At 60.5% G+C, this 13,642-nt stretch carries 7 protein-coding genes and 1 tRNA gene; 7 read left to right on the forward strand and 1 reads right to left on the reverse strand.

From position 1 onward, the window contains the following. The first annotated feature begins 59 nt into the window (after window positions 1-59). The 4 genes from K6T12_RS06850 (at window position 60) to K6T12_RS06865 (ending at window position 9,962) form a co-directional block, all read left to right on the forward strand. The gene (locus K6T12_RS06850) at window positions 60-1,253 is read left to right on the forward strand and encodes a surface lipoprotein assembly modifier (RefSeq protein ID WP_222220795.1); all 1,194 of its coding nucleotides are present in this window, start codon (window positions 60-62) and stop codon (window positions 1,251-1,253) included. 14 nt (window positions 1,254-1,267) lie between these two features. Then, window positions 1,268-5,428 (forward strand): FecR family protein, encoded by a 4,161-nt coding sequence (locus tag K6T12_RS06855; RefSeq protein ID WP_222220797.1) that lies wholly within the window; start codon window positions 1,268-1,270, stop codon window positions 5,426-5,428. A gap of 61 nt (window positions 5,429-5,489) precedes the next feature. Further along, on the forward strand, window positions 5,490-7,748 hold the full coding sequence (locus K6T12_RS06860) for a GspE/PulE family protein (RefSeq protein ID WP_222220799.1): 2,259 nt from the start codon (window positions 5,490-5,492) through the stop codon (window positions 7,746-7,748). Between the two features lie 6 nt (window positions 7,749-7,754). Further along, entirely contained in the window at window positions 7,755-9,962 is a 2,208-nt protein-coding gene (locus K6T12_RS06865; RefSeq protein ID WP_222220801.1) for a CHASE2 domain-containing protein, read from the forward strand. 258 nt (window positions 9,963-10,220) lie between these two features. Here the strand turns inward: K6T12_RS06865 and K6T12_RS06870 are convergent, their stop codons facing one another. Beyond that, entirely contained in the window at window positions 10,221-11,816 is a 1,596-nt protein-coding gene (locus K6T12_RS06870; RefSeq protein ID WP_222220803.1) for an HD domain-containing phosphohydrolase, read from the reverse strand. Window positions 11,817-12,178: 362 nt separating this feature from the next. On the opposite strand from K6T12_RS06870, the gene K6T12_RS06875 reads away from it, so the two are divergent. The 3 genes from K6T12_RS06875 to K6T12_RS06885 all read left to right on the forward strand — a co-directional run bounded on the left by K6T12_RS06875 (window position 12,179) and on the right by K6T12_RS06885 (window position 13,174). Continuing rightward, a tRNA-Val gene (locus K6T12_RS06875) sits at window positions 12,179-12,255 on the forward strand. 393 nt (window positions 12,256-12,648) lie between these two features. Beyond that, entirely contained in the window at window positions 12,649-12,900 is a 252-nt protein-coding gene (locus K6T12_RS06880; RefSeq protein WP_222220805.1) for a type II toxin-antitoxin system Phd/YefM family antitoxin, read from the forward strand. Further along, window positions 12,890-13,174 (forward strand): type II toxin-antitoxin system RelE family toxin, encoded by a 285-nt coding sequence (locus K6T12_RS06885; protein WP_222220807.1) that lies wholly within the window; start codon window positions 12,890-12,892, stop codon window positions 13,172-13,174. The genes K6T12_RS06880 and K6T12_RS06885 overlap by 11 nt, the downstream gene beginning before the upstream one ends. Window positions 13,175-13,642: the final 468 nt, after the last annotated feature.

The raw sequence follows: 13,642 nt of genomic DNA on the forward strand, positions 1-13,642 counted from the left end.
CGTTATCGTTTGCCCGGACACCGATCGAGCAGCTCACCGGTTTGGTAAATCAGGGCAGCATGACTGAAGCCTATGCGCTGGGTCAGCAGTTGCTGGACCGTTACGAGGGCGAGCCGGCCTTCGATCTGCAGTATGGCATCGCGGCAATCGACAGCGGCCATATCGATTTTGGTATGTTTGCGCTGGAGCGGGTGTTGATCCTGCAGCCCGACATGCACGTGGCGCGGCTGGAGCTGGCGCGGGCATATTTCCTGAAAGGTGACGATCAGCGGGCGCGGCAGGAGTTTCATGCGGTGCTGGAAAAGAATCCGCCGCCGCAGGTGGTGGAGCAGATCCGCACCTTCCTGGCGCTGATCGACCAGCGCGCCTACCAGAGCCCCTGGGCCGGCAGCGGTCGCTTGCAGTTGGCCTGGGGCTACGATGACAATATCAACTCCTCCCCCGATGGCCAGACCTCGCTGGTGACCCTCAATGAAGCCGCGCTGGGACGTGGCGACCAGTTCGGGTTGCTCAAGCTGAATGGCGAATTCAGTTATCGGGTCGATAAAGCGCGATCCTGGTATGGCAACGGTGGTCTGGAAACCCGCGGCTATCGGGACGAAGACCAGCAGAACTTCCAGAACTACAGCCTGGCCGGCGGCTCTCGCTGGCAGTTGGGTGCCCACCGCCTGCAACTGGGGCTGAACGCTCAGCACTATGTGCTCGATAACGAGGACTATCGCGACAGCTACGGCATCGCCGGCGAGTGGACCTATGGCCTGAGCCCGACTAGCATCATAACGACAGCCCTGAATTACAGTCAGCTCGATTACGATGCCATCGACTGGAAGGACAGCGATCAGCTCAGCCTCAGCCTGAGCATGGTCAAAGCAGGCAACGGACGCTGGTCCCCTCTTTATTTCGCCGGAGCCTTCATTGGCCGAGAGAAGCCTGACACAGCGGGCCTGCTGGCCGATGCCGGTGTCGACCGGCACTTCTACGGCGGTCATATCGGGCTGCGGTTGCAGCCGACAGCGCAGTTGCAGGTGACCTCGACGCTGGTGGCGCAGCTAAGCGACTATCAGGGTGAAGACTGGTTGTACGGCATCAAGCGTAGCGACGACTACCTGTCGCTGGCGGTCGATTTGAGCTGGCAGTTCGCGAACGCCTGGAGTGCCATTGCCGGGTACAGCTATACCCGCAATGACTCCAATATCGAGCTCTACGACTACGATCGCAACCAGTTGCGCCTCGGCGTGCAGTACCAGTTTTAAGGACAGGGAGAGATATGATGCGCCTGTTAACCGCTCTGGTTACTTTAATTACGGTACTGGCCTCCCTGCCGGCCTCGGCAGCTGAAAGTGTCGGCAAGGTCATCCTGAGTTTCGGCAAGAACCTGGCGATATCGCCCGACGGCGAGCGCCGCCGCCTGAAGCGTCAATCCGATCTGTACTCCGGCGAAACCCTGCAGACCGGCGGCAAGGGACGGCTGCAGGTCCGTTTCAGTGACGGGGCGATGCTGTCTCTGAAACCCAATACCTCCTTCGAGATCTCCGACTACCGCTTCGAACAGGGCAAGGCCGAAGAGGGCCGTGCGTTCTACAAACTGATCGAGGGTGGCATGCGGACCATCAGCGGCCAGATCGGTAAGGTTGACCGCGACGACTACCGGCTGGAGACGCCGGTTGCCACCATCGGTATTCGCGGCACCGCCTTCGAGATTTTCCAGTCGCCGGAAGGGATGTGGTTCGCGGTCAGCGAAGGGGCGGTCTATGCGGTGTCGCAACAGGATGCCCAGCTGATCGAGGCCGGCGGTTACGCGTTTGTTGCCAATGACGGTAATTTGCAGGTTCTGGAGGAGCGCCCGGCGGAACTGGATAGGGATACCTCCAGCGAGGATGATTCGGAGGAATCGTCTGACGAGAGCGGTAGAGAAAACGGCAAAGATAAAAGCAAAAAACAAAACAAAGACAAAGGTAAAAAGGACGACGATAAAGAGCAGGGTCAGCAGCAGGACGGCCAGGATGCCGACGATGAACAGTCGGAGGAGGCTGCCAGTGACAAGGATAGCCACAGCAATACCGGATCCCGCAAGAGTACGGCTGGCAATCGGTCGGGTGATGACAGTGCCGCTCAGCAGGACGCCCCGGTTGATGACGGTGCTGGCAGCTTTGCCGCCGCAGATGATGATGCTGCCGCATCGGATGACGAAGCTGTAACCACGACCGGCTCTGATGCCGAGACTCAGTTCGCCACGCGGAGTGAGACGGAGAACGAATTTACAGCCGGTGATGGGGCCCTGTCGGGCGGGGTTGCCGAGTCGGATGCCAAATTGGCGAGCGATGGAACCAGCACGAACAGCGAATTGACGGTGGCCACGGGCACCACCGTCACCAGTACCGAACTCAGCCTGTTGGCCGATGCCCGGATTGCCGAGCAGAATTTCGTACCGGCCGGTGACCTGACCCAGGAAACGGTGCAGACGACCGATCAGCAGATTGTCGTTGATGATGGCAGCGATGCGATAGACGACAGCACCGATAGTAGCGATGGCGCCGATAGTATCGATGGCGGCGATACAACCACTGGCGGCGATGGCACCGATACCGCGGACGGCTCCACCGACGGCACCGATAGTACTGGTGATACCGGCAATACCGATGGCACAGATGCCACTGACGGTACCGATGTGACAGACGGTACCGATGTCACGGATGGTACCGATGTGACAGATGGTACCGACGTCACGGACGGCACCACTGACGATACCGCCGGTACCGATAACGGCAGTTCGAGCGGCGGTAGTTCGGGCGGCAGTAGTGGTGGTTCCAGCGGCGGTAGTTCCGGCGGTAGTTCTGGACCGGCCTTTACCGGCACCCAACTGCCGGATGGCGGCCGGGTGCAGATCGCCTACCAGTCGGATCAGGGCAGTGGCCTGCAGGCCGCCGGCCTGACGGTTGAGGCCAGTGGTAGCGGCAGCCGGATCTATCTGCGCAGCGGCGCGATCGAAGGAGTTGATGCCAAAAGCAGCGGCCTGAGCGACGGCAATGCCTGCAGCGGCGACTGCCTGATCGACACCGGCGGTTCTCCGCTCGAAGCGGTGGCGCTGACCGGTGATCCGGACAAGGCGGTCTATTATGGCATCTGGCAGAGTGGGGCGATCGAGCGCTTCACCGATGGCGGCAGTGCGATGACCAAGCCGTCCTTCCTGCACTATATCTACAGTGACAAGCTGACCCCCAGCGCCGCCCTGACGGTTAAACGCGGAAGCTATAGTTACGAATTCCTGCAGGGCAGCAGCATCACCACCGAGACGCCGACGGTGTCCGGCGAGATTCTCGAAGGTGGGGTGGAGATCGATTTCGATAGCGCCAGCGTGGCCAGTACCTATCTGTCGATGGGCAATTTCACCGATGGCCGAACGCTAACATTATCCGGCAGTGGGGAGTCGCTGAACGATCTGCTGAACGGTACAGTGCTGCGGCTACACCTCGGGATCGGCGGCCTCTGCAGTAACGGCGGCTGTGACGATAGCGGCTCGCCGACTTCGGTCAGCGGCGCCATGGCGATCGACTTCGTTGGCAACGACGCTGACCGGTTGATCTCCAGCTTCTGGCTGGAGGAGGACGGCTCGCTGCTGGATCTGGCCTTTGTCGGTACCGCGGTGTTCGACAGCCTGTATGTCGCCAACGGCAATGACTGGCCGGCGGGAACCAAGGTTCGGCTGGCATCGTTCGACAGTGACGGCGACCGCGGCGTCATCCAGGTAATGCGCGATGATGACAGCATGATCGACATCATCGTTGACGACAGCGATTCACTGAACCCCCGTTTCGTCGGTTACTTTATCACCTCCCATCACGGTTTCCTGTCGGCCGCCGTGCCGGGATGCAGCGGCTCGCAGCCCTGTACACTTGGCCTGACCGGCAACCTGGCGGACGGTGCCTTTGGCAGTGACGGTGAGGTCTGGTACGGCCGCTGGAACACCGATGCGCTGGAGTACGCCAACGAGGGGGGCGACAGTCTGGCGGCCTCGGCGCCGATCCACTACGTGATGAGCGATCTGCTCAGCGGCAGCGATGTGGTGACCGCGCGGCGCGGCGTGTATCGGTTCGACTTGAGCGGCGCTACCGTGCCCACCTCGCTGAACAGCGATAACAGCCTGGCGGAGGGCACCGTCGATAATGCCAAGCTGATTATCAACTTTGGTAGTCAGGAGGTCACCGACGCCTACCTGGGGCTGACCATGAATGATGGCCGGGTGCTGGTGATGGAGCTGGCTGCGCCGTTTGCGATGAACCTGTCCGGCCAGGACACCGCGCTGAACCTGTCCGGCAACTGTACCGGCGGGCTCTGCACCGACAGCTCCGGTACGCCGCTGTACACCGAGATCGCGATGGAGGGCGTCTGGGCGTTCGATCTGGTCGGCCGCTTCGATACCGGCAAGCAGGATGGCGCCAGCAACCCGATCTATGCCGGCGCCGACCAGGCGATGGCCGAATATACCCTGCATGAAAAGGACGGCGAGTCGGTCGTATTTACCGTCAACGGGGTAACCGTGCTGGAATCCTCTCCGGCGCCGTCGATGGTGATCGGCTTTATCGAGGACGATCCGGATCAGCTGACCGACGAGACCAATACACCGGTCACCGACGCCAATGGCGACCCGGTGATCGCCGGGATCGAGGGGGAGGCCGGTACCGCTCAGCAGGATGGTCACAACACCCAGATCCAGACCGTTCAGGAGGGTGGCATCGATGTGATCAGCCAGGTCTCGGTCGCTGATGACGACTGTGTGCCCAACTGCTCATTCGACAAGGGCGATGCGACACTGGTGGAACCGGCATCGACCACCACGGTCGGCGGCACCACGGTCAACTGGGGACGCTGGGATATCGAGGGTAGCACCGCCCAGCTGGTGGATGATGGTCAGACGCTGACCACCAAGGGTCCGCTGCATTTCATCTTGACCACGGACCTGACCCCTTACGATGTGGTGCAGGCCAAGACCGGGGCGGTGACCTACAGCTGGGACAGCGGTACTATCCCGACCCTGTATGACCGCAGTGGCAGCGGCGTTATCGATGGCACCGTGAATTCGGCCTCCATCGATGTCGATTTCGATACCCAGGCTGTCACCAATGCGGCTCTGTCGCTGCAGTTCATCGACGGCGGGACCATTTACGATGTCAATGCCGCGATGGCCGGCGGCAGTCAGCCGCTGGAGCAACTGCTGTACGGCGCTGGCGATATCAAGCTGGACGGTACGCTGGATATCACCTCGCTGCCGCAGGCGCAGATGCATGGCCATATGTCGATGGATTTCGTCGGCGCCAACGCCGAGGGGATCGTTACCGGCTTCGGCCTGCAGGAGGCGATAGACCCCAGCACCGTGGCACCGACCTCCAATATCGGTGTGACCGGCGCCGGCCTGTTGAAGGCGCCTTGATAATAAATAGACAACGCCCGGCCGGTCAGGCCGGGCCAGACAACCAGGATCTGGCTGATCAATGACCGCAGATATCTCCACCCATACCGACCAGTTCTACGCCCGGTTGACGGCCATTCTGAGCAAGATACACGAGTTCAAGGATTTTACCGCCGCCTTTCCGGTGGTGGAGAAGGCGATTCTGGCGCTGTTCGGGGCCGAGCGGGTCACGGTCTACCAGCGTAACCGGCACAGCGGCGATATCGTGTCGCGCTACAAGACCGGTGACGATGTGCGCGAGATCCGGGTGCCGATCAGTACCTCGTCGATCGCCGGTTTCGTCGCCTTCAGCCGGCACGCCCTGCTGTTGAAGGACGTTCGGGACCATGCCGAACTGAAGCAGGCACATCCCAACCTGCATTTCGACGACAGTTACGAGAAAGGTATCGAGTTCAAGAGCCACGCGATGGTGGTGGTACCGATCGAGCACAAGGGGGTACTGCTTGGCGTATTGCAGATTATCAACCGGCGTGATGGCGGCCATTTCACCGAAGACGACCTGAAACGGGCGGAGCAGTTCGCTGCCCTGGTCGGCCAGAAATTCCGTTACGATTTCGGCTGTACCGAAGGTCCGTTCGAGTACCTGGTCGACAGCGGTCTGCTGGATGGCCAGACGCTGGCAAGGCTCGAACAGAAGGCCAGCGACAAGCTGCCGATGACCCGCTTGCTGAAGGAGCATGCCAAGATCAGTTCGGCACAGCTCGGCAAGTCGCTGGAGTGCTACTACCAGGTGCCGTTCCTGTCGTATCAACCGGATCGCTACTACACCCACCCGATTGCCGACCAGCTCAACAAGGCCTACCTGCGCAACAGCCGCCTGGCGCTGCTGACCGATGGCAAGAGCGACCGGGTACTGGTACTGATCGACGACCCGAATGACAGCCACCGGGTGATGGAGATCGAGAACGTGATCGGCAGCCGGCACACCGAGATCTGTGTCGGCCTGCTGGACGATATCCAGCAGTACCTGGGGGTGACCGATCCGAATGGCGGCAGCGCCGGCAACCTGTCCACCATCGTCGATGAACTGGAGGATGACGGCGAGCTGCTGGAAGACACCCTGTCGGACTCCGAGGAGGTCAGTGAGGAGGACTCCACCGTGGTGCGGCTGGTCAACCGCGTCCTGCTGGATGCCCGCCGGTTGCGCGCCTCCGATGTGCATATCGAGCCGGGCCGGGGCCGCCTGCCGACCAACGTGCGGATGCGGATAGACGGCGTCTGCCAGGAGATTATCCAGATTCCGGCCAGCCATGCCCGCGCCACGGTGTCGCGTATCAAGATCATGTCGCGGCTGGATATCGCCGAGCGACGGATGCCGCAGGATGGCAAGTTCTCGGTACGCCTGCAGGGCCACCCGATCGACGTGCGGGTGGCGACCATCCCGACCGTCAACGGTGAAGGGGTGGTCATGCGGCTGCTGCAGTCCGGCGAACCGATCCCGTTCGACCAGCTGAATCTGTCCGAACGTAATATCACGGCGCTCAGCCATCTGCTCACCTTCCCGCATGGTATCCTGCTGGTGGTCGGACCGACCGGCTCGGGCAAGACCACCACCCTGCATGCCGTGCTGTCGCAGCTGAATACGCCGGACCGTAAGATCTGGACCGCCGAAGATCCGGTTGAGATCACCCAGCCCGGCCTGCAGCAGGTGCAGGTGCAGCCGAAGATCGGTTTCGACTTCGCCGCCGCGCTGCGCTCCTTCCTGCGTGCCGACCCCGACGTGATCCTGATCGGCGAGATGCGCGACCGGGAAACCTCCCATGCCGGTGTCGAAGCCTCGTTGACCGGTCACCTGGTGTTGTCGACTCTGCACACCAATTCGGCACCGGAGACGGTGACCCGTCTGCTCGACCTGGGCATCGACCCGGTCAGCTTCTCCGATGCGCTGCTCGGCATCCTGGCCCAGCGCTTGGTACGTACCCTGTGCGACAACTGTAAGGAGGCCTATACCGCTGACGAGGAGGAGGTCGCTTTCCTGCAGCGCCAGTTCGGCGAAGGGGCCGTAGAGGCGCTGGGACTGCAGGCCGGTCACAGCAAACTGTACCGTGCCAAGGGCTGCGATGAGTGCAACCAGACCGGCTACCGTGGCCGTACCGGCATCCATGAGCTGCTGACTACCTCCCACCGGATGCGCGAGCTGATCTATCGCAAGGCGACCGTTTCCGAGATCAAGCAGCAAGCGACGACCGACGGCATGCTGACGCTGCTGCAAGATGGCATCCTCAAGGTGGTCAAAGGGGATATCGACTTCCAGCAGTTGCGCCGGGTGACCGCCGAGTAGGCCGTTATGAAGCAGCGGCTGATCCGTACCCTGGTCGGGCTTGGCGTAACCCTGCTGGTGCTTTACAGCGTCTGGAACGGCAGCCGGCCGGAACTGGCCGAACGGTTCGAACTGGATCTGTATGACCTGCGCTTGAAGCATTCGCTGGTCAACGAGGTCGATCCGCGCATCGTTATCGTCGATATTGACGAGGCCAGCATGGCGGAGGAGGGGCGCTGGCCCTGGAACCGGCGCAAGCTGGCCCTGTTGCTGGAGCAGCTGGTGGATCACTACCAGGTTGCACTGGTCGGCTTCGATATGGTGTTCTCTGAGCCGAACAATCAGCTGGAACTGCCCGACCTGCAACAGGCACTTCGGCGGCGGGGCAATGCCCCGGTCGATGCCGGCGGTTTGCAGCAGTTGGCCGACAGTCTAGACCCGGACCGTCGCTTTGCCCGGGCGATCAGCGAGCGACCGGTGGTGATGGGCTTCGTATTCGACCGCGCCGACAGCCGGCTGAAAGTCGGTGAGCCCGGCAACGCGGTGCTGAGCGATGATCATCTGCAGTATCAATTGCCGATTCCACGCGCCAGCGGCGTGCTGGGTAACCTGGCCCAGCTGCAGCAGGCGACTCCCTGGGGCGGTTTCTTCGATAATCCGTTGGTCGACGGCGATGGTACCTACCGGCGGGTGCCGTTGTTGCAGCAATACCAGGAGCGCTACTACCCGTCATTGGCGCTGGGCATGTTCCTGGCATTGTTCGGCGAGTCCAGCGTGACGCCTATTCTGGAATCGGACAGTACCGGCAGTCACTGGGCGCTCAGTGCGGTGGAGGCTGGCGGGGTGCGGATTCCGGTCGACGAGCACAGCGCGGTACTGGTGCCCTATCGCGGTGGCATGGGCAGTTTTCCCTATATATCAGCTGCTGATGTGCTGCATGGCCGGGCTGACCGGGGACAATTGGAGGGCACCATCGTGTTAGTCGGCACCAGTGCCGCCGGCCTGCTCGATCTGCGGGTCACGCCGATGCAGAACCGTTATCCGGGGGTCGAGATCCATGCCAATATCCTGTCCGGTATGCTCGATGAGCGGATCCGCCACCAGCCGGATTACACCCGGGCGGTCGAGTTGGTACAGTTGCTGGTTACCGGCCTGCTACTGTCGATCCTAGTGCCGCATCTGTCGGTGCTGCGTGGCTCGCTGTTGGCCGCCGGCTGGGCGCTGTTGGTGGTGGTCGCCAATCTCTATGCCTGGAATGAGCTGCTCTGGGTGATCCCGCTCGGTTACACGCTGTTGCTGATTGTGCTGCTGTTCCTGTTCCAGCAGGTTACCGGCTATTTCTTCGAGACCCGTAACCGGATGCGACTGGCCAGCCAGTTCGGCCAATATATTCCGGCTGAGATCGTCGATGAGCTGAATGCCCACGGTAAGCCGGTGGCGTTGCAGGGTGAGAGCCGCGAGATGACGGTGTTCTTCTCCGATGTGCGCGGTTTCACCGGCCTGTCGGAGCAGCTGACACCGCAGCAGCTGACCCGGCTGATGAACCTCTACCTGACCCATATGACCCGCATCATCTACCGGCATCGCGGTACTGTCGATAAATATATCGGCGATGCGGTGATGGCGTTCTGGGGCGCGCCACTGGAGGATGACCAGCATGCCCGGCTGGCACTCGATGCCGCGTTGGCGATGGACCTTGAGATGCCGCTGATCAACCGCGAACTGGCCGACGAGGGGCTGCCGGCGATCAACGTGGGGATGGGGCTGAACAGCGGCCTGATGAATGTCGGCAACATGGGCTCCAGCTACCGGATGGCCTACACCGTGATGGGCGATGCGGTGAACCTGGGCTCGCGGCTGGAGGGGCTGACCAAGTTCTACGGTGTGCCGATCATCGTCAGCGGCGAACTGGCCGCCCGGGTACCGGAGTACCTGTTTTTGGAGCTGGATCGGGTGCAGGTGAAGGGGCGTAGCGAGCCGGTGACCCTCTATCAGCCGCTGGGGCTACGCGATACCGTTGCCGAATCTGTACAGCGGCAGGTTGAACAGGTCGCCGAGGCGATGGCGTCCTACCGCGAGCAGAATTGGGACCGCTTGCAGCAGCATCTGAACGAACTGGAACAGCAGGGCTTCAATGCGACCCTGATCGAACTGTACCGCTCGCGACTGGCGATCTACCGGCAAAATCCGCCGCCGGCCGACTGGGACGGCGTGTTCGTGCACACCTCCAAGTAGATCTTCTTTAGGATTCATCGCGCTGTACGGGCAGAGCCTCTACGCGTGGATTAAAGCGGTATAACCAGACCCGCGGTTGGCATGCGGGAGCTGCGGGCGTGTGGGAGGCGGGCCCCGCGGCGAGAGCCTTTTCCTGATCGTTGCTGTACTGAATAGTGCCAGAGGGCGGCCGGCCAGGTCGCTCAGGGCCGGCGCATAAGATTGTCGAGATCGGCCAAATGTATCCGCCGACCGGTGATTGATCAAGGGGGGCGACTATCAGAGGTGCAGCCCCGGCAGAGTGTTCAGCTCCACCTGATCGATCTGCTTGGCCGCCATATGCTGTTCGGCGTAGCGCAGGTAGGCGCCGCTGGTCACGAACAGGTTGAACAGCTCGCGGTCCAGCTTATTCTCCTCCACCATCCGGCCGATGATGGTCAGCGCCTGCGACAGCATCATCCCTTTCTTGTACGGACGGTCCGGCGAGGTCAGTGCCTCGAAGATATCGGCGATACACATGATGCGGGCCCGCAGCGACATCTGCTGGCCAGTCAGGCCGCGCGGGTAACCGCTGCCATCCATGCACTCGTGATGGTTGCCGGCGATCTCCGGCACGTTGGCCAGCGGTTTGGGGTAGGGCAGCGCTTCCAGCATATCGATGGTCACCAGGATATGGTCGCGCATGATATTGCGCTCATCGTCGGTCAGGGTGCCGCGTCGGATCGACAGGTTGGCGATCTCGTCCTCGGTCAGCAGCTGATGGCTGCTGCCGTAGCTGTCTGTCCAGCCGACCTTGCCGATCTCGGCGATACGGGCCAGCGCCTCGTCGGCCAGGAACTCGCCGCCGCGATTGGTGGTGCGCAGAAACGCCAAATCCTCGTCCAGCTGCCGGCAGCGATCCTCGTAAGCACGGCGTGCCTGACGAGCGGCGTTGTCGGACAGGCTTGGTAGTCGCTCCAACAGTTCGATATAGAGGTGCTGCTTAAGCTGGCTGAAGCGGGCGGCGACCAGTTCGAGCCGATCGAACATCGTCTCCAGCTTGGTGCCCTTGTCGATGATATGTTCCGGGGTGGTGATCTTGCCGCAGTCGTGCAACCAGGCGGCGATCTTCAGCTCGTACATCTGCTGCTCGGTGAAGCGGGTGTCGCCGAACGGGCCGTCGCTGGCCTCGCAGACCGCCTCCGCCAAGGTTAGCGCGATGGCCGGTACGTTTTCGCAGTGCTTGCCGGTCACCGGTGACTTGTGGTCGATCGCCCGGGCGATCATCTTGATAAAGGATTCCAGCAGCGCACGCTGGGAATCGATCAATTTGCGCTTGGTCAGCGCGGTGGCCGCCATTGACGATAGAGACTCGACCAGCTGCTGTTGCTCGGCGGAGAACGGCTGGATCTGGCCTTGGTCGTCCATCGCGTTGATCAGCTGCAGCACGCCGATCATCTCGCCCTCGTGGTCCTTCAGCGGTACGCACAGGAACGACTTGGAGTGGTAATGGAACTGCGCGTCGAACCGGCGGGTACCCGAGAAATCATATTGTTGGCAGTGGTAGGCGTCGGGGATATTGACCGTGGTCTGCTGCAGGAAGGTCTGCACCACCACCAGTTTCGAGGCTTCGCCGCGCCGGTCGAACAGGGCCACTGGGGCGAGGTCGGCTTCCGGCTCCTCCAATCCCAGGGTCCGGTTGCACATCAGTGTGAACGCCAGCGCGTCCGGATGGGTGCCGCTGAGGGTATAGAGGGTGCCGGCATCGGCATTGGTGAGTTCGATACAGCCCTGCATGATCTTGCTGAGCAGCCGGCGGTGATCTTTCTCGGCAGTCAGCGCCAGTGCCAACCGGGCCAGTTGCTGCACGATATCCTTATGGGAGCGGGTCGTCATCTGATACCTCTTGGTCCAACTGAGGCCGCTTGGGCAGCAGCGCCTGAATATGGGCTACATGGGCAAGCCTAGCCAGTCGGTCCTGTGCGTGCCAGCCACTCGTGTTCCGATTATGCCAGATGAATAGTTGTACCAGAACTGCGCTGTTTCTACGCAGTGTTCCGGATTGGATTTGTAACATATTGTTAATAAAGCGGTATTATATTTCTGGTAAACGGAAGATGGGCCGGTCGCAACAGCGGCAGGGGGCAAAGCCCACGCCAGGAAAGTGGAACAACTGATCGTGCTTTAACCAGTAAAAATTCTTTTGTAACAAGGGGTTGCACTGCCCGAAGAAATATCTATAATACGCAGCACGTTTTAGGACTATAGCTCAGTTGGTTAGAGCGCTACCTTGACATGGTAGAGGTCGGCGGTTCGAATCCGCCTAGTCCTACCAGAATTTTGAACAAAAACAGCCGCTTACGGGTCATGCCGAGTGGCTGTTTTTGTGTTGGGACAAAGCTGGGACAAAACCGGACACGAGCTGATTTTGCCCGATTTGCCATTAGAAGTGGACACCCAGCCGTTTTAATGGCAGTTCCTTAATTCCCACCTCAATATCTTCGATCTTGTGCGCTGTATAGTGGGGAACCGCGATCTCTCTGGCGCCAGCGTATTTATCTAAGTACAACCTTCATTCCAGGGCACGAGAAATCGATAGGGAGTTTGTTGTTCTGGCAGGCGCAGCAGGTCGAGAATGAAACCGGCGATTGATCAGACAATGTTGCTGGATAGCTTGCCAAATATGACCTATATTCAGGTCTTAAATTGGCTCCAGTAAAGGTGTGATATGCAACAGGTACTCGCTAACTGCTCTGCCAGCATCTCCGAACTGAAAAAGAACCCCACCGCTTTGCTGAAAGAGTCGGCCGGGGAGGCGATCGCCATTCTCAACCATAACAAACCCGCAGCCTATCTGGTTCCGGCTGAAACATACGAGTGGATGATGGAGCAGCTGGAAGATCAGGCGTTGGCGCAGCTGGTCGAACAGCGCCGCCAGCAGCGTGACCAGGCGGTCGAAGTCAGCCTGGATGACCTATAAGCTCAAATTCGTGCCCGCCGCCATGAAAGAGTGGCGTAAGTTGGCGCCCACGCTGCAGGCCCAGTTCAAGAAGAAACTGGCCGAGCGGCTGGATAACCCGCATGTGCCAGCCTCGCGCTTGCGCGGGTATGAGTCTGTCTACAAGATCAAACTGAAAACCGCTGGCTACCGCCTGGTCTATGAAGTGGTGGATGACGAGATCGTCATCTACGTGCTGGCGGTGGGCAAACGCGAAAAAGACTCTGTCTATAAAAAACTGGCGGCGCGGCGTTAACGCAACGCTGCACCACAACACATGGAAGAGGAACCGTCATGGCTGACAGTCGCGAACTGGCATTTCAGAACCACATCACCGCCGCCCTGCAGGCACAGGGATGGTAGGTGGGTCAGAGTCCAGTCAGTACGGCCGAGAGCCTTATCCCCGGAAGACCTGATCACCTATGTGCAGCAGACCCAGCCCGATTCCTGAGGGAAATTCTGTAAGATCTACGGCGCGGCACCGAGCATCATCTGCCGTACCAGCCGCTCCTTGCGCTCTTTCGAATAGCGCGCCACACAGCTTTAGCTTTCGTCCACCGCACAGGATTGATCGAATCAACTCACACGGTACCTCCTGACACGGCGGGTTTTCAACTTTGCCAATTCGCACCACCAGCTAATCTTCCGTTGGTGGAGAATGACTTCACGCACCATGCATGATTGATATTCACGACAACTATCAAGGCCTCGGGCCTGCACAAAA

The organism is Marinobacterium arenosum (genome assembly GCF_019795155.1).
In the GTDB taxonomy this organism is placed as follows: Bacteria; Pseudomonadota; Gammaproteobacteria; order Pseudomonadales; family Balneatricaceae; genus Marinobacterium_C; species Marinobacterium_C arenosum.